This is a genomic window from Luteibacter jiangsuensis (assembly GCF_011742555.1).
Classification (GTDB): domain Bacteria; phylum Pseudomonadota; class Gammaproteobacteria; order Xanthomonadales; family Rhodanobacteraceae; genus Luteibacter; species Luteibacter jiangsuensis.
In genome coordinates, this window is the sequence record NZ_JAAQQR010000012.1 from 91,000 (window position 1) to 113,520 (window position 22,521).

General features: G+C 66.1%; 24 protein-coding genes and 1 tRNA gene. 10 read left to right on the forward strand and 15 right to left on the reverse strand.

What is annotated here, in order from left to right:
- Positions 1–111: 111 nt before the first annotated feature.
- The 6 genes from HBF26_RS18670 to HBF26_RS18695 all read right to left on the reverse strand — a co-directional run bounded on the left by HBF26_RS18670 (position 112) and on the right by HBF26_RS18695 (position 7,683).
- The gene (locus tag HBF26_RS18670; protein WP_167129621.1) at positions 112–618 is read right to left on the reverse strand and encodes a hypothetical protein; all 507 of its coding nucleotides are present in this window, start codon (positions 616–618) and stop codon (positions 112–114) included.
- Positions 615–1,760 carry an MGDG synthase family glycosyltransferase gene (locus HBF26_RS18675; protein ID WP_167129623.1) on the reverse strand — a complete coding sequence of 382 codons (1,146 nt, stop codon included), beginning with the start codon at positions 1,758–1,760 and terminating at the stop codon, positions 615–617. The genes HBF26_RS18670 and HBF26_RS18675 overlap by 4 nt, the downstream gene beginning before the upstream one ends.
- Positions 1,757–3,832, reverse strand: coding sequence for a polyphosphate kinase 1 (gene ppk1 / locus HBF26_RS18680; protein ID WP_338039708.1), 2,076 nt, complete (start codon positions 3,830–3,832; stop codon positions 1,757–1,759). Before ppk1 ends, HBF26_RS18675 begins: the two co-directional genes overlap by 4 nt.
- Before the next feature lie 78 nt (positions 3,833–3,910).
- On the reverse strand, positions 3,911–5,017 hold the full coding sequence (gene phoR / locus HBF26_RS18685) for a phosphate regulon sensor histidine kinase PhoR (protein WP_240151429.1): 1,107 nt from the start codon (positions 5,015–5,017) through the stop codon (positions 3,911–3,913).
- A gap of 241 nt (positions 5,018–5,258) precedes the next feature.
- A complete protein-coding gene (gene phoB, locus HBF26_RS18690; RefSeq protein WP_166698972.1) occupies positions 5,259–5,948 on the reverse strand; it encodes a phosphate regulon transcriptional regulator PhoB in 690 nt (229 codons plus the stop codon).
- A gap of 118 nt (positions 5,949–6,066) precedes the next feature.
- Entirely contained in the window at positions 6,067–7,683 is a 1,617-nt protein-coding gene (locus HBF26_RS18695) for a M48 family metalloprotease (protein WP_167129629.1), read from the reverse strand.
- 158 nt (positions 7,684–7,841) lie between these two features.
- Here HBF26_RS18695 and grxC point away from each other — a divergent pair, with 158 nt between their 5' ends.
- The 3 genes from grxC (at position 7,842) to HBF26_RS18710 (ending at position 9,630) form a co-directional block, all read left to right on the forward strand.
- On the forward strand, positions 7,842–8,111 hold the full coding sequence (grxC, locus tag HBF26_RS18700) for a glutaredoxin 3 (RefSeq protein WP_167129631.1): 270 nt from the start codon (positions 7,842–7,844) through the stop codon (positions 8,109–8,111).
- Positions 8,111–8,500 (forward strand): carboxymuconolactone decarboxylase family protein, encoded by a 390-nt coding sequence (locus HBF26_RS18705; protein ID WP_167129633.1) that lies wholly within the window; start codon positions 8,111–8,113, stop codon positions 8,498–8,500. Before grxC ends, HBF26_RS18705 begins: the two co-directional genes overlap by 1 nt.
- A gap of 107 nt (positions 8,501–8,607) precedes the next feature.
- Complete coding sequence (locus tag HBF26_RS18710) at positions 8,608–9,630, forward strand: isocitrate dehydrogenase (protein WP_167023135.1); 1,023 nt, start codon at positions 8,608–8,610, stop codon at positions 9,628–9,630.
- Positions 9,631–9,785: 155 nt separating this feature from the next.
- On the opposite strand, the gene HBF26_RS18715 is transcribed toward HBF26_RS18710, so the two are convergent.
- The 7 genes from HBF26_RS18715 to HBF26_RS18745 form a co-directional block, all read right to left on the reverse strand.
- Positions 9,786–10,247 carry a hypothetical protein gene (locus tag HBF26_RS18715; protein ID WP_167129635.1) on the reverse strand — a complete coding sequence of 154 codons (462 nt, stop codon included), beginning with the start codon at positions 10,245–10,247 and terminating at the stop codon, positions 9,786–9,788.
- 43 nt (positions 10,248–10,290) lie between these two features.
- Complete coding sequence (locus HBF26_RS18720) at positions 10,291–11,214, reverse strand: aspartyl/asparaginyl beta-hydroxylase domain-containing protein (RefSeq protein ID WP_425483011.1); 924 nt, start codon at positions 11,212–11,214, stop codon at positions 10,291–10,293.
- 100 nt (positions 11,215–11,314) lie between these two features.
- Positions 11,315–12,085: a bifunctional hydroxymethylpyrimidine kinase/phosphomethylpyrimidine kinase gene (gene thiD / locus HBF26_RS18725; RefSeq protein ID WP_167129639.1), complete on the reverse strand. Its 771-nt coding sequence runs from the start codon at positions 12,083–12,085 to the stop codon at positions 11,315–11,317.
- Between the two features lie 150 nt (positions 12,086–12,235).
- On the reverse strand, positions 12,236–12,559 hold the full coding sequence (locus tag HBF26_RS18730) for a GIY-YIG nuclease family protein (RefSeq protein ID WP_167129641.1): 324 nt from the start codon (positions 12,557–12,559) through the stop codon (positions 12,236–12,238).
- 18 nt (positions 12,560–12,577) lie between these two features.
- A complete protein-coding gene (locus HBF26_RS18735; protein WP_167129643.1) occupies positions 12,578–13,966 on the reverse strand; it encodes a PhoH family protein in 1,389 nt (462 codons plus the stop codon).
- Between the two features lie 82 nt (positions 13,967–14,048).
- Positions 14,049–14,519 carry a peroxiredoxin gene (locus tag HBF26_RS18740; RefSeq protein WP_167129645.1) on the reverse strand — a complete coding sequence of 157 codons (471 nt, stop codon included), beginning with the start codon at positions 14,517–14,519 and terminating at the stop codon, positions 14,049–14,051.
- A gap of 25 nt (positions 14,520–14,544) precedes the next feature.
- On the reverse strand, positions 14,545–15,120 hold the full coding sequence (locus HBF26_RS18745; RefSeq protein WP_167129647.1) for a glycine cleavage system transcriptional repressor: 576 nt from the start codon (positions 15,118–15,120) through the stop codon (positions 14,545–14,547).
- Positions 15,121–15,284: 164 nt separating this feature from the next.
- Between HBF26_RS18745 and dapA the strand changes: the two genes are divergently transcribed.
- The 3 genes from dapA to HBF26_RS18760 all read left to right on the forward strand — a co-directional run bounded on the left by dapA (position 15,285) and on the right by HBF26_RS18760 (position 17,998).
- Positions 15,285–16,178 carry a 4-hydroxy-tetrahydrodipicolinate synthase gene (gene dapA, locus HBF26_RS18750; RefSeq protein WP_167129649.1) on the forward strand — a complete coding sequence of 298 codons (894 nt, stop codon included), beginning with the start codon at positions 15,285–15,287 and terminating at the stop codon, positions 16,176–16,178.
- Positions 16,179–16,198: 20 nt separating this feature from the next.
- On the forward strand, positions 16,199–16,786 hold the full coding sequence (locus HBF26_RS18755; RefSeq protein ID WP_167129651.1) for a hypothetical protein: 588 nt from the start codon (positions 16,199–16,201) through the stop codon (positions 16,784–16,786).
- A 249-nt stretch (positions 16,787–17,035) separates the two neighbouring features.
- Complete coding sequence (locus HBF26_RS18760; protein ID WP_167129653.1) at positions 17,036–17,998, forward strand: hypothetical protein; 963 nt, start codon at positions 17,036–17,038, stop codon at positions 17,996–17,998.
- A 45-nt stretch (positions 17,999–18,043) separates the two neighbouring features.
- Here the strand turns inward: HBF26_RS18760 and fdxA are convergent, their stop codons facing one another.
- Both fdxA and HBF26_RS18770 read right to left on the reverse strand, forming a co-directional pair.
- Positions 18,044–18,367 (reverse strand): ferredoxin FdxA, encoded by a 324-nt coding sequence (gene fdxA / locus HBF26_RS18765; protein ID WP_167129655.1) that lies wholly within the window; start codon positions 18,365–18,367, stop codon positions 18,044–18,046.
- A gap of 27 nt (positions 18,368–18,394) precedes the next feature.
- Positions 18,395–18,470, reverse strand: a tRNA-Glu gene (locus tag HBF26_RS18770).
- A 180-nt stretch (positions 18,471–18,650) separates the two neighbouring features.
- Here HBF26_RS18770 and pcnB point away from each other — a divergent pair.
- Genes pcnB through panB form a run of 4 tightly spaced genes read left to right on the forward strand, consistent with a single transcriptional unit; the run spans position 18,651 to position 22,520 of the window.
- Positions 18,651–20,012 (forward strand): polynucleotide adenylyltransferase PcnB, encoded by a 1,362-nt coding sequence (pcnB, locus tag HBF26_RS18775; protein ID WP_167129657.1) that lies wholly within the window; start codon positions 18,651–18,653, stop codon positions 20,010–20,012.
- Positions 20,012–20,494, forward strand: a complete 483-nt coding sequence (folK, locus tag HBF26_RS18780) for a 2-amino-4-hydroxy-6-hydroxymethyldihydropteridine diphosphokinase (RefSeq protein WP_167129682.1) — start codon at positions 20,012–20,014, stop codon at positions 20,492–20,494. Before pcnB ends, folK begins: the two co-directional genes overlap by 1 nt.
- Before the next feature lie 58 nt (positions 20,495–20,552).
- Positions 20,553–21,638, forward strand: coding sequence for a GlcNAc-transferase family protein (locus HBF26_RS18785; protein ID WP_167129659.1), 1,086 nt, complete (start codon positions 20,553–20,555; stop codon positions 21,636–21,638).
- Between the two features lie 39 nt (positions 21,639–21,677).
- A complete protein-coding gene (gene panB, locus HBF26_RS18790) occupies positions 21,678–22,520 on the forward strand; it encodes a 3-methyl-2-oxobutanoate hydroxymethyltransferase (protein WP_193569973.1) in 843 nt (280 codons plus the stop codon).
- Position 22,521 lies beyond the last annotated feature (1 nt).

Genomic DNA, 22,521 nt, shown 5'->3' on the forward strand with positions numbered 1-22,521 from the left:
GAGCGCGCCCTGCGCGCGACATGTTTTGAGGCCGTGCCCCGGCGCTGGCGCGCAAGCTTGGGTACTGGCCCGAAAACATGTCGCGCGCAGGGCGCGCTCCTACAAGGGCGATCAGGAGGAACCCTTCACAGGGCGGGACTTCGGCATCGCCGAAAGCACGAACAGCAGGATGCAGAGGAAGCCGAAGACCCAGTAATCCGTTGGCGCGGGCCCCCACCAGTGGCGGTGCCACGGCACGTCCACGGGATTGAAGCGTGCCAGTCCGAAGGCCGGATTGAGCACGAACCAGAGTCCGTCCTCGGCCACCCAGAACAGCATCACGCAGGCGATCGCCCGCACTTGCGCGCGCCAGCTCCAGAACCCGCGAAACACCATGGGGAAATGGAAAAAGAGCGCGATGAACGGAAATACCCAGGCGTGGTAGCCCGTCATCGCCCGTCCGCCCCAGAACAGATCCAGCAGCCAGTGGTTCTCCACGCGCCAGGTAGGCAGGCTGGTGGCCCAGCCGTGCGGACCCTCGATCTCGATCTCCACGTGGGCGAAGAAGAAGGCGAGGACAAGCGTGAAGAGAGCGGTCGCCAAGGCGGCGACGATGCGGCGACGCGGGGAATGGCTCATGCGTGGCCCATGTGACCCAGGACTGTGGCGATCACGTCGCGCGCCGCGTGAGGCCGGCCGATGGCGCGTGCGTTCGCCGCCATCGCCGCCAGGCGCTCCGGCTCCGCGTGCAGCCGGCCGATGCGCCAGGCCAGCGACACGCTGTCGATGGCCTTCCATGCCGCGCCCTGTTCCATGAGGTAGTCGGCATTCCGTTCTTCCTGGCCTGGGATGGGCGCGTTGACGATCATGGGCAGACCCATCGCGAGGCATTCCGACGTGGTAAGGCCCCCGGGCTTGGTGATGGCCAGGTCGCAGCAGGCCATCAGGCGGTCGACGTGCTGTGTATAACCCTGGGGGAAAAGGCGCCCCCGATAGCGGGACGCGGCCAGGGCACGCAGGCGCTCGAGCATCGCCGCATTGCGGCCGGCAAGAACCACCAGCTGGAAGTCGCCGCCGGACGAGAGCAGCGATTCCGCGAGCCGATCCAGCGCACCGACGCCGGCACCGCCGCCCATCATGAGATACGCGGGCCGAGCCGGATCGATGCCGAATTCCGTCGCCAATGCGTGGCGGTCGTGCGGGCCTGCGAAGGCGGGCATCACCGGTATCCCGGTGGTATGTACGCGGGTCTCCGGAAGGCCCACGGCCCGCATGCGTTGGGCGATTTCCTCGCTGGCGGCGAAGTAGCCCGTCATGCCGGGAATGACCCACATGCGATGCAGATCGAAATCGGTGACCTGCAACCACACGGGCACGTCGACGCGGCCCTTGCGAATCTGCCGGGCGAGCAGTTCGGCGGGAAGGAAATGCGTGCAGACGATCGCATGCGGCGCGAAATGGGCAATGGCGGCGCGCAGGCGGCGCGTGTGCAGCCGTTCGATCGTACGGCGCATGCGCTGGGTGAGCGCATCGGGATGCGTGTCGTCGGTGATGCGGTAGAGCATTCCCCACAACTGCGGATGCCTGGTGATGAGGCGCAGGTAGAAGTCCGCGTAGATGCGACGGAAGCTGGCCGGCACGTAATCCATGACGTCGAGGTGGCGGGCCTCGACATCGTGTCCCTCGGCTGCCAGCGACGACACGGCTGCTTCCAGCGCTTGCGCGGCGCGGACATGTCCCGCGCCTGCCGACACCGACAGCAGAAGGACGCGGCGCTTCACGCGCTATAGGCCGCTAGCAGGGCCTGCTGTGCCGAATGCGGCACCTCGCCCTTGGCCGGATGGCTGCGGGTATAGCGTCCATCGCTGCCCAGTAACCACGCCTGCGTGTTGTCGCGCAGGTAGTTTTCCAGCGTTTCCTCATAGACGCGGCGCGCGAGTTCGGGCTCCAGAATGGGCACGCCGACCTCGATGCGCCGCATGAGGTTGCGTTCCATCCAGTCGGCGCTGGCGCAGTACAGCTCCGGCGAGCCGTCGTTGCCGAACCAGTACACGCGGCTGTGCTCCAGGAAGCGCCCCACGATGGAGCGCACCCTGATGTTCTCCGACACGCCCGGGATGCCGGGCCGCAACGTGCACGCGCCGCGAATGATGAGGTCGATCTGCACGCCAGCCATCGACGCGCGGTACAGCGCCTCGACCACGTGCGCCTCGTTGAGCGCATTCAACTTCGCGACGATGCGGCCCGGGCGCCCGTTGCGCGCGTGTTCGGTTTCCCGCTCGATCTTGCCCATGACGCTGGAGTAGAGCGTGAAGGGCGAATGCAGCAGGCGCTTCAACTGGATCATCGGTCCCAGGCCGGAAAGCTGCTGGAACACCTTGTGGATGTCCTCGCCGATTTCCGGGTTCGCCGTCATCAGGCCGATGTCGGTATAGCCGCGGCTGTTGCCTTGGTGGTAGTTGCCGGTGGACAGGTGGACATAGCGGCGAAGGGTGCCGCCTTCACGGCGCACGATCAGCAGCATCTTCGCGTGTGTCTTATAGCCCACCACGCCGTACACCACCTGCACGCCCGCTTCCTGCAGGCGGTTGGCCAGGCCGATGTTGGCTTCCTCGTCGAAGCGGGCCCGCAGTTCGACCACCACGGTGACGTCTTTTCCGTTGCGGGCGGCTTCCACCAGCAGGTCGACCAGGGGCGAATCCTTTCCCGCGCGGTACAGTGTCTGCTTGATCGCGAGCACACCCGGATCGTCCACCGCGCGTCGAAGCAGTTCGACCACCGAAGCGAAAGACTCGTAGGGATGGTGCAGCAGCACGTCGCGCGTGCCAAGCACGTCGAACTCGTTCAGGCCTTTTTCGAATGCGGGCGAAAGCCGCGGCGTGAAACGCGGGAACTTCAGTTCCGGCCGGTCGACCTGATCGTAGATCACGCCGGCGCGAATGATGTTGACGGGGCCCTCGCAGCGATAGACGTCGGTTTCCTCGAGCTCGAAGTTCGCGATGAGCATCTCGGTGATGGCGCGCGGGCAGTCGGCCCCGACCTCCAGGCGCACGGGACGCGCGTAGCCGCGTCCCGCCAGTTCTTCCTTGAGCGCGCGCGCCAGGTTCTCGACCTCGGCTTCTTCCACCACCAGTTCGCTGTTGCGGGTGACCCGGAACTGATAGGTGGCGCACACCTGGAACCCAGGAAAAATCTCATCGGCGAACGCCTGCAGCACTTCGGCAAGGAAGACGAAGTCGCCGTCGCCGCCGGAGACCTCGGCGGGCAGGCGGATGATGCGGGGGAGAGATCGCGGCGCCCGTACCAGCGCCATATGGCCCTCCCGGCCGAAGGCGTCGCGGCCCTTGAGCACCACCGCGAGGTTCAGTGTCTTGTTGAGAATGCGGGGAAACGGATGCGCCGGATCGAGGCCCAGGGGCGACAGCACCGGCATCACCTCGTTCTGGAAATAGCCTTGCAGCCAGCGCCGCTGTTTGTCGCTCCAGCCCTCTTGGGTAAGGAAGCGGATGCCCTCGGCTTCCATGGCGGGAAGAAGTTGCTCGCGCCAGGTGTCGAAGATCTCGGCGACCAGGGCCAGCGCCCGTTCGCGGATCCGCGCCAGGATTTCGCCGGATGTGAGGCCGTCGGCACCGGGCACGGCCGCTCCCAGCGTGTGCTTGTGCTTCAGCACCGCCACACGCACCTCGAAGTATTCGTCGAGGTTGTTGCTGACGATGGTGAGATAGCGCAGCCGTTCGAGCACCGGCACGTCCGGATCGCGGGCCTGGGCGAGCACGCGGAAGTTGAATTCCAGTGCTGCCAGTTCGCGGTTGATGTACAGCTCGGGGGCGCCGAGGTCCACGGTCTTGCTCATGCGTTCCACTGATTCGCTCATGGGTGCCGATGGTGGCTCATCGGCGATCGTGCGGGAAAGTGGCGACGCAGCAAGCCATCAGGGGTGGAGGCCGGCAACGTCCTGCAGCCGCGTGCCGTCCAGCAGCCGCTCGCTACCGAAAACGCAGGCGAAGGTGGAGCCCTTGCCCGGCTCGCTCTCGATCGACAGGCGCGCCTGGTGCAGGTTGAGCACGTGCTTCACGATCGACAGGCCGAGGCCTGTGCCGCCCGAGTCGCGGGAGCGGCTGGAGGAGACCCGATAGAAGCGCTCGGTGAGCCGGGCGATGTGCGCGGCGGGAATGCCGAACCCGGAATCGTGCACGGAGAACCGTGCGCCGCCCTCGACCTCCGCCCAGCGAATGGCGATGCGGCCACCCGTGGGGGTGTAACGCACGGCGTTGCTCACCAGGTTCGAGAACGCACTGTGCAGGTCCTTCGGCGAACCGAGCAGGTCGTAAGAAGTCGCGATGTCCAGGGTGACGGTGTGCCGCCCCTGGCTCAGCGCCTCCGCCTCCTTGCGCAGGCTGGCCAGCAGCGGCGGCATCTGCACGTGTTCCTCGGCCACGTGGTCCTGCGTCTCCAGACGCGACAAGGTGAGCAGGTCTTCCACGATCTGTCCCATGCGCTTGGATTGCGCACGCATCTCGTCGAGCACGGGGGCCAGTTCGGGGACGTCTTCCGGGTCGAGCAGTTCGAGGTAACCGTGTATCACGGTAAGCGGCGTGCGCAGCTCGTGCGACACGTTGGCGACAAAGTCGCGGCGGATCTGTTCCAGCCGGGTGAGATGGCTGGTGTCGCGGGCGAGCAACAGGCGCTGCCGGCTTCCGAAGGGCAGCAGCGTGGCGGTGACGTGCCGGTTGGGGTGACCCGGCGCGGTGACGTCGTTCAACGGCTCGCGCGCGCCGTCGGCCAGCCATTCGGACAGTTCGGAGTTGCGCAGCAGTTCCGCGATCGAGCGGCCGCGGTCGCGGGGCGCTTTCAGGCCGAGCAGGTCTTCCGCGGCGTGATTGAACCAGCGGATGTGCAGCCCATGGTCGAGGAGCACCACGGCGTCGGGGAGGGTGCCGGCCGCACTGCGCAGGTCGCGCAGGCGGGAGGCGATTCGGCGGGTGCGAGTCATCAGACGGTCATGCTCAGGATGGGGCGTGGCGGACGAATGCAACATTGGCCGCGCCTTGTGACGGAACAGCGACAGCAACACGACGGTTTGCGCCACGGCGACCACGGCGATGCCGGAAGAAGCCGAACCCGCGAGTGCGCCTACGGTGCCGCCCAGCACGAGCAGTGCGGCGCAGGCGGCGGGCAATCGCCAGGTGGTGGTGGAGCGCTCGGTCATGCGGTATGCCGGTGACGGTCTGGTGTCACCCACCATAGCGCGGCTGGCCCGCGAAAGCCCAGGTGCGCGCCTAGGTGTTCGACGAGAACCGGTACCCGGCGCCGCGAACGGTCTGCACCATGTCGTCCAGCTTCCAGGGTTCCAGCGTCTTGCGGAGGCGGCGAATGTGCACGTCCACCGTGCGTTCCTCCACGTAAACGCTGCCGCCCCACACGTGGTCCAGGAGCTGGGCGCGCGAGTACACGCGCTCCGGGTGGGTCATGAAGAAGAAGAGCAGGCGGTATTCCGTGGGCCCGATGGGTACGGCGTCCTCGCCCGCGAATACGCGGTGCGCGGGGCCGTCGATGCGCAGCCCGCCCAGTTCGACCACGCCGGAACCGTCGTCGCCCTGGCTGCGGCGCAGCACCGCCTTGATGCGGGCGATGAGTTCCCGGGTGGAGAACGGCTTGATCACGTAGTCGTCGACGCCGGCCTCCAGGCCGTTCACCCGGTCCATCTCTTCGCCGCGGGCGGTGAGCATGATGATGGGGATTTCCCGGGAAAGCTCTTCCCGGCGGAGGCGTCGGGCCAGTTCCAGCCCGCTCGTGCCGGGCAGCATCCAGTCGAGCAGGATGAGGTCCGGGACCCGCTCCGAGATGGCCATCTGTGCGGCGCGGGCGTCGGCGGCGTGCGCCGCGTCCATGCCCGCCTTGCGAAGCGCGAAGGCGACCATGTCGCGAATCGATGCTTCGTCTTCCACGATGAGGATGCGCTTATGCACGCTGTGACCATTCGTTGGCTGTGACGGTCATATTGCAGCCGTGCTGTGTTACACGGCAATGACAATCGTCACATTGGCGGGAATGGGGATGACCCGCCCTGCGGGCGGGCGCCGGTGGCTACTGGCTCCGGCCGTCCGGGTTGTCGTCGGTCGCCACCCGCTTCTTCCGGAGCTCCAGGAGGAGGGGAGTGAGATCGCTGATGCGGGCCTGGATGCGCGACCGCTGGTAATAATCGAGGTCGTCGCGCTTGAGCAGCCGACGCAGCTGCTCCATGGCGTCGAAGGGGCGGCCGGAGAGGTAGGCACTGTCGGCGTAGGCTTCGGCGGCCCGCACGGTGTCTCCCGAGCGTTCGCTGGCCCGGGCGAACGTGCGGAATATCTCGGGATCGTCGCTGTCGTCGAGCAGCGGGCGGAGCAGGGATGTGGCGGTGCGGGCATCGTCGATCCGGCCACTGTTCGCGAGCGCCCGCGCGTAGCCCAGTGCCACCGCCCGGTTCCGGGGCGAGTTGTCGTGCAGCGCCTTGTAGATGGCCATGGCGTCGCCGTGCCGGCCGGCGTCCTCGTAGGCGTCGGCCATCGCCAGGCGGATCACCACGTTGCCCGGCTGGCTGGCCAGCAGCGGCTGGAGTTGCTGGACCGCCAGGGCCCCCTGGCTGCTGCGGATCAGGGCGAGCGCGTAGCCGTAGCGGTTCGCGGCGGTGTCGAAATCTTTCCGCTTGAGGTTCGTGGCGTAGTAGCCGGCGAGCTTTCGTGCGTCGCCGGACAGCACGCGCACCCGTTCGCGCATCAGGGCATACGTGTCGCCCACGCTTTCCTTGGGGGCGTTCGAGGCGGGGCTCACGAGGGTGGTCGGGTCTTTAACGAAGAGCACCGGCGCGGTGCTCTTTTCCCAGGTGGCCTTGTCGATCGTGGGCAGGCGGGGTTTGTTGGCCTGGCGCTCCTCCAGCACACGGGCCCGCGCCTTGGCATCGCTGATACGGGCCAGGGTGACGGGGTGCGTCTGGAGCAGGGCGGGCAGGGCCTCCTCGCCTTCGCCGACGCGGAGCGTGTCCTGCATGCGGCCGAAGAACCCCGCCATGGCGTTCGGGTCGAAACCGGCGTTGGCGAGGGTCTGGATGCCGACGCGATCGGCCTCGACCTCGTCCTTGCGGGTGAAGTTGATCTGCCGCTGCAGCAGCAGGCCCTGGCCACCCATGAGCACGGCCGGGGCTGCGTCACCGGCACCGCCGCCTGCGCCGGCGGCGATGGCGCCAAGCAGCACCAGCGCCATGAGCGGGGCGTTCTTCTTGGAGTCCTCGAACGCCCGGTAGAGATGGTTCTGGGTGATGTGGCCGATTTCGTGCGCGATGACGCCGGCCAGCTCGCTTTCGCTGCTGGTGATGTCGATCAGCCCGGAGTTCACGCCGATGTACCCGCCGGGGGCGGCAAAGGCGTTGATCTGGTCGTCGCGCACGATGAAGAACGAGAAGTGGTCTTTCGGACGGTCGCTGGCGGCCACCAGGCGGTAGCCCAGGTCGTTGATGTACTGGTCGAGCAGCGCGTCGTCGACGGTCATGTCCAGCGCGTGCATCTGGCGCAGCATCATCGCCCCGTACTGGTCGGCCTCGCGAGGGCTGATCAGGGCGTTGGCGGAACTGCCCAGGTCGGGCAGGCGGACGGCATCCTGGGCTCCCGCGACGAAGGTCGCGAGGGCAATGGCGGCGGCGAGGGCAAGGCGGGGAAAGGAGGGGCGCATAGGTCGAACGACGATACCATCACCAAACGATGAGATGCCTTCCACGGGCGGCACGGTGGGATGGCTTTGACCACGGTGCCGCCCGCGGGTTCGCCCGCCTTGCAAAATCGGGCCCCGATCGCCATCTTGCGCCCATTCCGACTGGAGAAATCCTTCCCATGTCCGCCCCCGACATCACCATCTATTCCACCGCCGTTTGCCCGTACTGCGTGGCCGCCAAGAACCTGCTGAAGGCCAAGGGCCTGGCCTGGAACGAGGTTCGGATCGACTCCGACCCCTCGCAACGCGACGTCATGCTCGAAAAGAGCGGCGGCCGGCGCACGGTGCCCCAGATCTTCATCAACGGCACGCACGTGGGCGGGTTCGACGACCTGGCCGCCGCCGACCGCAGCGGCCGCCTGGCCCAGATCCTCGAGGCGACGCACTGATGGCCGGCGATCGCGTGGAGGAATTCACCGCGTTCCGCAAGCGGATGAACGAGCGGATCCTCGCCGAGGACAATCAGGTGGTGCGGCGCTTTTTCGCGCTCGACACCCAGACCTACCGCGAGGGCGCGCTGGATGTGAAGACCAAGGAAATGCTGGGTCTCGTGGCTTCCATGGTGCTCCGCTGCGACGATTGCATCAGCTACCACGTGGCCCAGTGCAAGGAAGCCGGAGTGAATCGCGACGAGTTCTTCGAGGTATTCAGCGTCGGTCTGGTGGTGGGCGGCTCCATCGTGATTCCGCACCTGCGCCGCGCCGTGGATTTCCTCGACACCCTGGATGGCGAGGCCTCGCCTGACGCAGCCGCCTGCGCCGACCATACGGCCGCCTGAAGCGCCCGATCCTTGAAGGAAGCGGGGCGGATCGCCGATAATTGGGCGATTTTCCTCCCCGCCCGCGTCCCATTCGCGCGCTTCGCTTCCCTTCAGGAGTATCCCCCATGAGCAAGACCATTGCCGTGATTCCCGGCGACGGTATCGGCCCAGAGATCATGGACGCGACCATCCGCGTCCTCGACGCGCTCGACTGCGGCCTCACCTACGACTACGTGGACGCCGGCGTGGTGGCGCTCGAAAAGCATGGCGATCTCCTTCCCCAGGCCACGATCGATGCCATCGCGAAGCACAAGGTCGCCTTGAAGGGCCCGCTGACCACCCCGATCGGCGGTGGCTTCACTTCGATCAACGTTACCCTGCGCCGCAAGTTCGACCTCTACGCCAACGTGCGTCCGGCCATCAGCTTCCCCGGCACGAAGGCGCGCTACGAGAACATCGACATCATCACGGTGCGCGAGAACACCATGGGCGCGTACATGGCCGAAGGCCAGACGCGCGAGGGCGAGGGCGAGAACGAGGTGGCCGTGTCGGTCATCCGCAATACCCGCCCAGGTATGGAACGCATCTGCCGCTACGGCTTCGAGATGGCGCGCAAGAAGGGCCGCAAGAAGGTCACGGCCGTGCACAAGGCGAACATCATGAAGACCTCGTCGGGCCTGTTCCTCGACGTGGCGCGTGAAGTGGCGAAGGATTACCCCGATCTCGAATTCAGCGAGATGATCGTGGACAACGCCTGCATGCAGCTGGTGATGAACCCGTACCAGTTCGACGTGATCGTCACCACCAACCTGTTCGGCGACATCCTCTCCGACCTTTGCGCCGGTCTCGTCGGCGGCCTCGGTCTCGCGCCCGGCGCGAACATCGGCAAGGACGCGGCCATCTTCGAAGCCGTGCACGGCTCGGCGCCGGACATTGCGGGCCAGAAGAAGGCCAATCCCTGCGCGCTGCTGCTCGCCGCCGCCGACATGCTGGACCACCTCGACATGGTCGCCAAGGCCACCCGCCTGCGCAGCGCCATCCGCGACGTAATGGATGCCCGCGACCGCACCACGCCCGACGTGGGCGGCACCGGCACCACCGACACCTTCGGCGACGCCATCGTGGAGCGGATTCGCGCCACGGCGTAAGCCCTCGTAACGGCTTCAACGAAAAGCCCCGCCGAAGAGCGGGGCTTTTTTTTAGGCGGCTTTGTGCGGGAGCCGCTTCAGCGGCGATGGTGCTCGCGACGGGATTGCCCGCTGCCGCGGGATCGCCGGCACAGCCGGCTCCCACAAGGAGCCGTTTATTTCATATCCGACGTGCGCCCCGACCGGCACACGTCCGCCTGCATGGGATAGCGCTGCACACACCACGCCACCCACTTGCGTGTGTTCTTCTCGCGCTGGGACTTCAGCAGATGGCCGTTCTGTGGGCCCATGGTGACGCCGGTGAGTTCGTTCAGCACCGCTTCGAGGCCGTCATGCACGTACCAGGGCTGGTATTGGCGATCCTCGTGTCCATGACGCCTGACCCAGATGGATTGTTCGGGGAGGCGCCGGCCGTCGCCCAGCCGGGCCACGATGTAAGGCACGGCGGCGCTGCCGAGATGCATGAGCCGGTCGAAGGCGCGCGCCTCGCTGGCGGAATCCTTCGTCGTGTCGTCGACCAGTCGGTCAACCAGCGTTCGCATGTCGTCGTGCGGCGGCGAAGCTGAGGCAGTGAACGTCGCGGCGAGCATTCCCAGGCAGAACACCATGTGCTTCATGGACGACTCCTTGGTGGAAAGACTCTTTCCGGTTCGCTATGGCTCAACGAAAGAACGGGTAAGGCGCGAGGAAGATAAGCCAGATCAGCAGCACGATGCCGATGTACTTCAGCACGCGAAACAGCTTCGGGTTCGCCTTCTTGAACCGCCGCGTACGCTCGCGGCCGCGCTGGTTGAGCGCGAACATGCGATTGACGAAGCCGACCTGTTCCTTGCCGTCGTCGCTGTTCGGCGACGCCGTGATCGAACCCATGAACGCGCCCACGCGCTTGTTGATCGCGGTCATCAGGCCGCTCTTCAGCGGGCGCTCGACGTCGGCAAAAAGGATCACGCGAGTCTGGTCGGTGCGGTTCTCGGCCCAGTGCACATACGTCTCGTCGAACACCACGTCCTTGCCGTCGCGCCACGCGTGCATCTCGCCGTCGACGAAGATGCGGCAGTCGTCGGAGTTCGGCGTGATGAGGCCGAGGTGGTAACGCAGCGAGCCCGCGAATGGGTCGCGGTGGGGATTGAGCTTGCTGCCTGGCGGAAGGAGCGCGAACATCGCGGCCTTCACGCTGGGGATGGCGTTGAGCAGCTTCACTGTTTCGGGACACAGGGCTTCGGCGGAGGCGAGCGGCTCGCCGTACCACTTGAGGTAGAAGCGCTTCCAGCCTTGCTTGAAGAACGAATTGAACGAGGCGTCGTTGTGTTTCTCCGCGGAGCGGATGAAGCCTTCGTCGAACAGGTGCAGGGCTTCCTCGCGAATTTTCTGCCAGTTCGTCTGCAGCAGGTCGAGTTGGGGGAACCCGCTGCGGTCGAGGATGGGTCGCGCAGGCACGGCCGAGAAGGCGTACATCAAGAGGTTGTACGGCGCGAAGATGGCCGAATGGTCGACGAGCTGGCGGTCGAAGCGCAGGCGCGAGCGGCCGCGCAGATGCACCAGCAACACGCAGAGCGTGAACAGGATCAGCACGTACAGAACGATGAAACGTGGCCCGAGGAAATTCATGGGATGGACTCGAGGGGAACGGGCGATACATTCGGCCGCAGGCGGCCGGTATCAACACGCATAGGATACTCCGCGCTCAATGCCCGAGCACGTGGACGGTGCCGGCTCCGGGCCGCCAGGCGCGCTGGAACGCCCTGTCGACCCAGGCCAGTGCTGCCCGGGCCGCGGCGCGCGGCGACTTGCCCCGGGCCAGTTCGGCGGCGAGGGCGGAGGCGAGCGTGCAGCCGCTGCCGTGGCCTTCGAACGGCAGGCGGGGATGGCGGATTTCCAGCACACCGTCGGCGTCGTAGTAGCGATCCACGATGTCCCGTCCCCGTGCATGCCCTCCCTTGAGAAGCACGGCCCGGGCGCCGAGGGCGAGCAGGTCCGCACCCGCGGCGTCGATGTCGCGGCCCACAGGGCGGCCCAGCAGGGCTTCGGCCTCCGGCAGGTTGGGTGTGACCACGTCGGCCAGGGGAATCAAGCGGTTCACGAGTGCGTCCATCGCATCCTCGTCCAACAGGCGCGCACCGCTGGTGGCGACCATGACGGGATCCACCACCAGCCACGGCGGCTTGCGCCTCTGCATTTCCCGCGCCACGAGACGGGTGACGGCCGCGCTGCCGAGCATGCCGGTCTTCACGGCGGCAATGGGGAAGTCGTCGAAGACAGCCTCGATCTGGCTGCGAATGTGGGCCAGCGGCAGGGTGTGCACCGCTCGGACACCGCGCGTGTTCTGCGAGGTGACCGCGGTGATGGCGGTGAGCCCGTGCGTGCCGCGTGCTTGGAAGGTCTTCAGATCGGCCTGGATGCCGGCACCGCCACCGGAGTCGGAGCCTGCGATGGTGAGGGTGTTGGGTTTGGTCATGTCGAAGCGCCAAGAGGGGTATGGCGAAAACCGATCATTACGGCGCTGGGTTCCTGCTTTTGCAGGAACGACGGTCATGGGGGCCGCCGCAGTCCTGAGCTCGTCGTTCCTGCGCACGCAGGAACCCAGGGCGACAGTATCCGGCCGAAGCTAAAGCAACGAAGGATACAGATCTTCCCAGAAAGGATTCTCGCCTTCGATGAGCTCCAGTTTCCACGCCCTTTTCCATTTCTTCAGCGCCTTCTCCCGAAGAATCGCCGATTCCATCGTCACATGCGTCTCGAACCACACCAGCCGATCGACCGCGTGCTCTGCGCTGAACCCAGAAACGAACTTCCCCTTGTGCTGCCAGATGCGCTTGGCGAGATCGCTCGTAACGCCGATGTAGAGCGTGCCGTTCCGGCCGGATGCCAGCATGTAGACGCAGGGATTCCTTTCCACCCGGGTTTCTCCATGAAAGAGCGCGGGCTCCATGCCCGCGCTCGCTTGTCGTTACAGCGCTTCCGACGCGAAATCCGCCAGCCTGGACCGCTCGCCGCGCTTGAGCGTGATGTGCCCCGAGTGGGCCCACATCTTGAAGCGGTCCACGGCATAGGTGAGGCCGGAGGTGGTTTCCGTGAGGTAGGGCGTGTCGATCTGCTCCACGTTGCCCAGGCAGACGATCTTCGTGCCGGGGCCGGCGCGTGTGATCAGGGTTTTCATCTGCTTCGGCGTGAGGTTCTGCGCCTCGTCGATAATGAGATAGCGGCTCAGGAACGTGCGGCCACGCATGAAGTTCAGCGAGCGGATCTTCACGCGGGAAGCCAGCAGGTCGTTCGTGGCCTGGCGGCCCCACGAGCCGCCTTCCTCCGGATTGGCGAGCACTTCGAGGTTGTCGGTGAGGGCGCCCATCCAGGGGGTCATCTTCTCTTCCTCCGTGCCGGGCAGGAAGCCGATGTCCTCACCCACCGAGACGGTGGCGCGGGTCATGATGATTTCGCGGTAGCGCTGCTGGTCCATCACCTGCGCAAGGCCCGCGGCGAGGGCGAGCAGCGTCTTGCCGGTACCTGCCGTGCCGAGGAGCGTGACGAAGTCCACGTCCGGATCCATCAGGAGGTTGAGCGCGAAGTTCTGTTCGCGGTTGCGCGCCGCGATGCCCCAGACCCCATGCGCGGCGTGGGTGTGGTCGTCGAGCAGGACGAGCTTCGCCTTGCGTGCGTCTTCGTCGCCGGCGATCTCGAGCACGCGCAGTTCCACGTCGTTCTCGCCCGGCATGTACAGGCACTGGTTGGGGTACCAGAGCTCGTCGTCACGAACGTTCACTTCGTAGAACGTGCGGCCGCGCTCGTTCCAGGAGCGCAACTCCGGATGGAGGCTCCAGAAGTCCTCGGGCAAGGCGTCGGAACCCGTGAACAGCAGGGCGAAGTCGTCCAGGGCACGGTCGTTCTCGTAGTCTTCCGCGGTGATGCCGTAGATGGACGCCTTGATCCGGAGATTGATGTCCTTGGTGACGAGGATCACCGGGCGGTCGGGGAACTGATCGCGCAGGTCGATCACCGACGCCAGGATCTGGTTGTCGGCCTTGCCGTTGCCGTGCCCCGCGCGCTGCTGGAAGAACAGCCGTCCCACCGCGCCGCGTTTCAGGTTCACGCCCTGCGGGTTGGTGAGCTCGAGGCCGTCGCGGATACCGTGGCCGTTGCCGCGCTCGATCAGTTCGTTGAGGAACCGGCTTACCTGACGTCCGTTCCGTGAAACTTCCGATCCGCCTTTCTTCTTCTCGTCCAGTTCCTCCAGCACCGTCATGGGTATGAAGACGTCGTGTTCCTCGAAGCGGAACAGGGCGGTGGGGTCGTGCAGAAGCACGTTGGTGTCGAGGGCGTAGATGCGCTTGCTTCCGGTCATGCGGAAGTGACCTCATGCGGAGGTTGCGATTGCCGGCCGCACGGCGACGGCCGGAGGGGAAAGCCGCCTGACGCGGTATCCGTCACGCGGTTGGAACACTCAACAGTGTGTCTAGAACGGCCTGCACGTGGCCGGGGATCTTGATGCCGCGCCATTCCGCGGCCAGGCGGCCGCTGGGATCGATGAGAAAGGTGCTGCGGACCACGCCGAGATAGCGCTTGCCGTAGAGAACCTTTTCGTGGATGACGTCGAACGCCTTGCACCAGGCTTCGTCGGCGTCGGAAACGAGTGGGAAGGGAAGGTCGTGCTTGGCGGCGAAGTTCGCGTGCGAGCGCACCGAGTCGCGGGACACCCCGATCACTTCGGCGTTGCGGGCCTGGAACGCCGCGTAAAGGTCGCGGAAGTCCTTGGCCTCGTTCGTACAGCCGGGGGTGTTGTCCTTGGGGTAGAAGAAGACGACGACCCATCGGCCCTGGAGTGAAGACAGGGACAGCGTGCTGCCGTCGCCGAGGTTGCCTTCGAGTTTGGGAAGCTTCTTGCCCTTGCCGGTCATGCGTACGTCTGCCGCTCCTTGAGAATCAGAATTTCACGGGATCCATGATGGCGTCGAGATTGAGGCCATCGCAAAGCTCGAGGAAATCGTCGCGCAGCGCGGCGATGTGCGTTTCCGCGGGAATGCCGATGGTGATCTGCGCCTGGAACATCTCGGCACCGGTCTGCATGGCCTGGTACCGCATGGACGAAAGCTGTTCCACGCTGATGTCGCGGCGGGAGAAGAATTCGATGATCTTCACCAGAATGCCGGGCCGATCGGCGGCGATGACTTCCACCAGGTAGGGAAGAAGGTGTGCGGTGGGTTCGCGCGGCGTGGTGCGGTAGTGCACGATCTGCAGTTCTTCGTCGCGCCCGAGCTTGCCCAGCGAGGTTTCGAGCTTGGCTACGGCGTCCCAGGCGCCCACCGCCAGCAGCATGACGGACGTGTCGTTGCCGATGGTGGACACACGGGCGTCGGCGAGGTTGCAACCGGAGTCCGCGATGCGCTTGGCAAGCGCCAGGATCGGCGCGCGATGCGCCGGCGACAGCGTCGAAATCAGGAGCTGGTTGTCGGTGGCGGCGTTGCGTGCTGCAGAACGATTCAAGGCGGGTTTACCCATGGCGCGTCCCGCGGGGCGCGGAACCAACGCTTTGGGGGCAGCTTACTTGCCCGCGTCGCACGCTAGCAAGACACGCCTGGCTTCCCGGCCGCCGCAGCGCCGAATGGACGCGCCGGAACGGCCCCGGTAACATGCGAAGGGCTGATGACACAACGGGTTTGGCCTTGGATATCTCAGGAAGCATCACCGCGCTGGCGACACCTTTCGCCGCCGACGGATCCCTCGATCTGACCGCCTTCGCGCGCCTGCTCGACCAGCAGCTGGCCGGCGGTACGCAGGCCGTGGTCGTGGCGGGCTCCACGGGTGAATCGCACTTCCTGGAGCACGACGAATACGAGCGCCTGCTCAGCTTCGCCGTGAAGCATGTGAACGGCCGCATTCCGGTCATCGCCGGCACCGGCGAAGCGGGCACGGCGAAAACCATCGCAACCACCCGCCGGGCCCGGGCCCTCGGGGCCGACGCGGCACTCGTTGTCGCACCGTTCTACGTACGCCCGACACAGGAAGGCTTGCGCCGCCACTTCCTCGCCGTGGCCGACGAGGGCGGCCTCCCCGTCATCCTCTACAACGTGCCGCCGCGCACTGGCTGCGACATCGCGCCGGAGACGGTGGCCGTGTTGCGCGACCATCCTGGCATCGTCGGCATCAAGGAAGCCAGAGGCGATGCGGAGCGCATCCATGCCATCGCGGAACTTATCCGTGCCGATTTCGTCTACCTCAGCGGCGACGACGGTACGGCTCCCGAAGCCATGCTGGCCGGCGCCGCGGGGACCATCTCCGTCGTGTCCAATCTCGTGCCGGAAGCCTTCCGGGCTCTCTGCGACGCCGCCCGTGCCGGCGACGCGGGGCGCACCAGGGACGCCGCGACGCGACTTGCCCCACTGGTGGATGCTCTCAATTGCGCGCCCAACCCCATCCCCGTCAAGGCCGGTCTGGCCGCGCTGGGGCTGGGCCTGGCGGCTCCGCGGCTACCCCTGGTGGCGTTGGAGCCGGGTCCGGCGCTGACACGGCTACGCGAAACCCTTGCGGCTCTGGCACCATTGGCGTCTGCCGCCTGAAGCTCAACAACGGAACTCACATGAAGAAAACCTCGTACGCGCTGGTCGTCCCGGCACTGCTCCTCTCCGTCCTGGTCGTTTCCGGTTGCGGCGCGTTCCGCTCCAAGAAGGATTGGGAAAGGGCCCAGCAGGAAGCTCCGTTGGAGATCCCGCCGGGTCTCGACACCCCGTCGACCAGCGCCGCCCTCGTCATTCCGGACGTGGGGTCGGGCGCCCAGGCTGCCGCGGCCAACCAGGCAGCCCCGGTTTCGGACGGCTTCATCCTTGCCGACGACGCCGACGCCGCTTATCGCCGCATCGGCGAGCTCCTGAGCGTGGGCGATCTCGGCAAGGTCACGTCGCACGACGATGCCACGCACACCTACCAGATCGCCGTGAACCGCGGTAAGCCGGAGGGTCGTCCGGGCTTCTTCCGTCGCATGTTCGGTGGCGGTAAGAACGCCGACCAGGATGCCAAGGACGCGCCGGCTTCGGCGGCCGGTGCCGCACACACGGTGCAGCTGGCCGTCACCTCCAGCGGTACCGGCAGCGAAGTCCGCGCCCAGGGCGATGCCGACGGCGTCAGGCGTGTCATCGACGCGCTGAAGTCGCGGATGGGCAGCAAGTAAAACCAGCGCCTTCGTCGAGTCCCAGAACGCCGCCCCCTGGGCGGCGTTCTTTTTGCTTCCTTGGCGGCGCAGTCGGGCGAAGCATGCCGAATCGACTCGTTGGCGCCTACGACTTAATGTCGATGGATGTTTGCCATGCGCCCTGCAAGACTGGGAAACAAGTGACGCGCTCGATCAGGAACGGATCGTTTCGCGAACAACGCGGGTAGCAGGACGAGGGCGGGCAACTGACACACGGAGAGTGTCGACATGAAGTATCTGAGCGGCAGCCGAATGCAACGGATTGCTCTGGGCGCGATGTTCGCTCTGGTGGTCGCATGTGCGGGCCAGACCCCGCGTCAGGGCGGCGGCTTGGAGGCGGATGGCGTCGTCGGGTTGGCGCAGGTACCCCGGGCGGACACGCCCGGGCCCACGGTGGCTCAGCATCTCACGGACCGCTACCAGTCCACCGCACCGAACTGCAAGAAAACCAGCACCGATCCCAACCCGCTGCCAGCAGTGCTCTGTTCCGGCATCCTGCTTCGCGCGACGAAACGTGGCGCAGGGTACTACGTGTGGAACCCGAATCCGGGATCGAGCACGCCCAATGGCGTGCCGTTCTCGTGGCTCCGGCGGGATTCTGGCTTCTCCAGCCTCGTTTTCAATTACACAAATGGCTTCATCATCCTCCCGGTCTTTTTCGCGGACGATCCGGCGGACGGGTACACCCAGTTGATCGTTCGTTGTGTCTTCCCTTTCGATGGCGCAACCAACAACAGGACAGGCGGGGATCGTGACGGCTGCGGTCAGTATGGAACGCAGGCGGGGACCGGACCGTGCCAGCCCCAAGGAATCACCACGGCCGCGCAGTGGCTCGCCAAATTCCAGAATGGCGGCCTCTACGGGAACCAATGCGGTTTCCGGTTGCTGCCGGGAACAGCGAATGCCTGGCAGGCGTTCCAGGCGCAAACGGAGATCCGGACGGCGATGTCCTCCCGATTCGCCCTGCACAATGAAGTCATAGTGGGAACGTGGGCGCAGGACGATAGGAAGCTGCCGCTCGAGGCGTTCTTCTATATAGCCGGCGGCTTGGCCGAAGCGAAGGCCAACCAGGTCGATTTCAAAACCCGGACGGGGCGCTGGGTACCCGTGATCAACATCAAGCTGCCGACGACGCCGGGCGGTGCGGCGACTTTCACCTTCAATATGGCCGACCAGGGAATCCAGCAGTGAGAGAGGGGAAGCACCGCCGGAATCGACGGTGCCTGCAACGACGCCTCAGCGTTCGAGCAGGTCCAGCTTGCCGGGCTTGCCTTCCCATTCCTTGGCATCGGGAAGGCCGTCTTTCCGCTCCGTGATGACCGGCCATGCCTTCGAGAGCTCTGCGTTGAGCTCGACGAACGTTTCCTGTCCGGCGGGGACGTCGTCCTCGGGATAGATGGCGTTGATCGGGCATTCCGGCTCGCAGAGCGTGCAGTCGATGCACTCGTCCGGATTGATCACGAGGAAGTTCGGGCCCTCGTGGAAAGCATCCACGGGACAGACCTCGACGCAGTCCGTGTACTTGCACTTGATGCAGTTGTCGGTAACGACAAAGGTCATGCGAACGGTTCGGCGCCGGAAGGAAAGTGGCGCTCCCTACGAGGTTCGAACTCGTGTTCCCGCCTTGAGAGGGCGGTGTCCTGGACCACTAGACGAAGGGAGCGGGTCGTACCGGAAGTACGAAGCGCGCTAGTATAGCCGAATTCGTACGGCCGGCAACGGGTTTGCCTGCCGCTCGTCGAACCGGGTCGAATTCGTTACATTTGGCCCATTCATCCCGACCGGCAGCCGGTGGGGGCAGCCACTTGAAGGGCGCCGGGGCGCCCGCCAGGACTTCGACCGCTTGAATTCCGATACCAGGAGTGACGTTTCGCCGGTACTGCGCATCATCCCGCGCGACCAGCACTCCATTTCCCGCAAGAACATCAGCAAGGCCGCGTTGCGCGTGCTGTACCGCCTGCACGACGCGGGCTTTGCGGCGTACCTCGTCGGCGGCGCCGTGCGCGACCTGCTGCTGGGTGGGCATCCGAAGGATTTCGACGTCGCGACCGACGCCACGCCGGATGAAGTGAAGAGCCTCTTCCGCAACTGCCGGCTCATCGGCCGCCGGTTCCGGCTGGCGCACGTGGTGTTCGGCCCTGAAATCATCGAGGTGGCCACCTTCCGCGGCACCGGCGAAGAGGGCGGCGAAGGCGACCGCCATATCGTCGACGGACGGATCGTTCGCGACAACATATGGGGCACCATCGAGGAAGACGCCGTGCGTCGCGACTTCCGGGTGAACGCCCTGTATTACGACATCTCCGACTTCAGCGTGCGCGACTACGTGGGCGGCATGCGCGACCTCGAAGACCGCACCATGCGCCTCATCGGCGATCCCGAGCAGCGTTATCGCGAAGATCCCGTGCGCATGCTCCGTGCCGCGCGCCTCGCGGCGAAGCTAAATTTCACCATCGATCCGGCCGCCGCCGCACCGTTCGCGTCGCTCGGGCACCTCCTTGGCGAGGCCGCGCCGGCTCGCCTCTTCGACGAGTCGCTGAAGCTTTTCCTGGCCGGCCATGGCCTGAAAAGCTTCAAGATGCTCGAGGCCTGTGGCCTCCTGAAATTCCTTTTCCCGGCCACCGCTCGTGCACTGGAGCGCGGGGACAACGCGCTGCGTGCGCTCGTCGAGCAGGGGCTCGCCAACACCGACGCCCGCATCGCCGAAGGCAAGTCGGTGACACCCGCGTTCCTGTACGCCGTGCTTCTCTGGGGCGAGGTACGCGACCAGGCGCAGGGCTGGATCGCACAGGGCTATGACGACAACGAGGCATGGCAGCGCGCCGCCGTGCACGTGGTGGGCGAACAATGCCAGCGCGTAGCCATCCCTCGCCGGTTCACCTTCACCATGGAAGAAATCTGGGCATTGCAGCCGCGCTTCGAGCAGATCCATCGCAAGCGCGTGTTCCGTCTGATGTCGCATCCGCGTTTCCGCGCCGCCTTCGACTTCCTGCTGCTTCGCGCCCACGAGTCGCCGCGCATGCGCGAGTTGGGCGAGTGGTGGGCGCATGCCCAACAGCTTCCGCCGGAGATGCTGGCCGCGGCGCTGGGCGGTGGCGGTGTGCCCCCGCACGAGCCGTCCGCGGCTTCGGGTGCGCCGGCGAGAAAGCGCCGCCGCCGGCGCAAGCCGGTCGGACGCGGCAAGGGCGATTCGGGCGGCACGTGATCGCCCGCGCCTTCATCGGCCTGGGCGGCAATCTCGGCGACGCGCGGCAGACCCTGGAAGCGGCCATGACCCGGCTGGCGAACCATCCGGACCTGGTGCTGACGGGGCGCTCTGCCTTCTACCGGACAGCCCCCTGGGGCGTGCTGGACCAGCCGGACTTCGTGAACGCGGCCGTTTCGGTCGATACGGCGCTGCCACCGCACGCGTTGCTCGACGTGCTGCTGGAGACCGAGCGTGCCTTTGGCCGGGTGCGCGACGGTGAGCGGTGGGGGCCGCGCACGCTGGATCTCGATCTTCTCCTCCATGGGGCGACGGTTGTCCATGACGAGCGTCTGGAACTCCCGCATCCACGCATGGCCGAGCGCGCCTTCGTGCTCCTGCCACTGGCCGACATCGATCCCTCGCTCGAGATTCCCGGGCAAGGCCGCGTCGCGAATTTGCTGGAAACGCTTGATACACAGGGCTGCGAACGCCTTTCCTAGCCGCGACGCGACGGCGTAGCATGGGTATGCGCCAGGATGGCGCCCGACGGAATCCCTCATGGACGAGCAGGGGAATACGATCTTCGTGCAGATTCCCGCCTATCGGGATCCGGAACTGTTGCCCACGCTGGTGGACCTCGTCGACAAGGCGAGGTATCCGTCCCGGTTGCGCGTTTCGGTCTGCTGGCAGCATGACGGCAGCGAGAGCCCAGCCGACTTCGAGGCCGGGCGATTCACCCTGAGCAGCCGTATCGTGGGCGGGCGCCTGCGTCACCGCCTTTCGCGTCGCGGTGCCGTCGTACAGCTTTTCGACCACGCCATGCACGAGTCGCTTGGCTGCGGGTGGGCGAGGGCCGTTGCGCAACAGGGGTTCGCGAGCGAGCGCTACACGCTGCAGCTGGATTCGCATCATCGCTTCGCGCGCGACTGGGATGCCAGCCTGGTGCAGATGCTGGAGGACGTTCGCTCCAAGGCTTTCCCGCGCCCCGTGCTCGTTGCCCATCCGCCTGCCTATGCGCCGGGCGATCCGGTGCCTCCTTACTGCGATCGCGGCTACCAGATCGATTTCGTGGAATTCGGAGGCCCCGGGGTGGTGCGCACCCGCTCCACGACCATCGATTCCCCCGCCGGGCGGAAGGCGCCCGTGCGTGCGCGCTTCTTCAGCGGCGGTTTCGCCTTTGCCGACGGGAGCTTCGTGTGCGACGTGCCCGCCGATCCCGATCACTACTTCAATACCGAGGAGATCACGCTGGCCGTGAGGGCTTACACGCACGGCTATGACCTTTTCCATCCGCACCGGCACGTGCTCTGGCACTACTACGGACGGCAGGGCATGCCGAGGGTGTGGGACGACCAGGCGAAGGCGCTCGCGCGCGGCGACACGACCCTCGACGGCGCGCAGCTCGGCATGCGGGCCATGGCGGCGGCGGAAGCCGCCTTCGGCATGCACGGCGATCCGGAGCCGGTACCCTGGCTGGGCCGGCAGCGGAGCCTGGAGGACTACGAGCGTTACGCAGGCATCTGTTTCGCCCTGCGCTCGGCAACGCCCGAGGTGTTCGCACGCATCGCGCCGTCGGACGCGGACCTCGCCCTTCCGCGCGCGCAATGGGAAGCGAAACTGAAACCGGCGGCGGGGCTTCCTTGAGATACCGCGACTTTGGGCGGACAATTCCGGTTTCCACCCATGAGGCGACAGAGCGTGTACGTCGAAAATACGAGTGCGCCGGCGCGTAAGCCGGTGACCGTGCCGGGCCTGAAGGCGATGAAAGCCGAAGGCCGGAAGATCGTGATGCTCACCGCCTACGACGCGAGTTTTGCCTCGCAACTGGAAACCGCAGGGGTCGATGTGGCCCTGGTCGGCGATTCCCTTGGCATGGTGGTGCAGGGCCGGTCCAGTACGTTGCCGGTCACGATCGATGACATGGTCTACCACACGGCGGCCGTGGCGAGGGGGCTTTCCTCCACGCTCCTGGTGGCCGACCTTCCGTTCATGAGCGACCGCGACGTGCCCGCGGCGATGGACGCCGCGGCGCGCCTCGTCGCCGAGGGCGGCGCGGCCATGGTGAAGATCGAGGGGGCTGGGCGCGTCTGCGATGTCATCGCCGCGCTCGCCGAGCGGAATATCCCTGTGTGCGCGCACCTCGGTCTCACCCCGCAGTCGGTGAACCGGCTGGGCGGCTACAAGGTGCAGGGAAAGACCGAGGAAGCCGCCATGCGGCTCCTGGAAGATGCCAGGGCTGTGGAAGCCGCCGGTGCCGATCTCCTGGTACTCGAATGCGTTCCCGCCGCCCTCGCGGCGCGCATCACGTCGGAATTGTCCATTCCCACGATCGGCATCGGTGCCGGGGTGGACTGCGACGGCCAGGTGCTGGTGGTGTACGACCTGCTAGGGCTGACCCCGGGAAAGCGGCCTCGATTCTCCAAGGATTTCCTCGCCGGCCGTGATTCCATCCAGGCCGCCATCGCCGCTTTTGCCGGGGACGTGCGCGAGAAACGCTTCCCTGGCCCCGAACACAGCTTCACCTGAG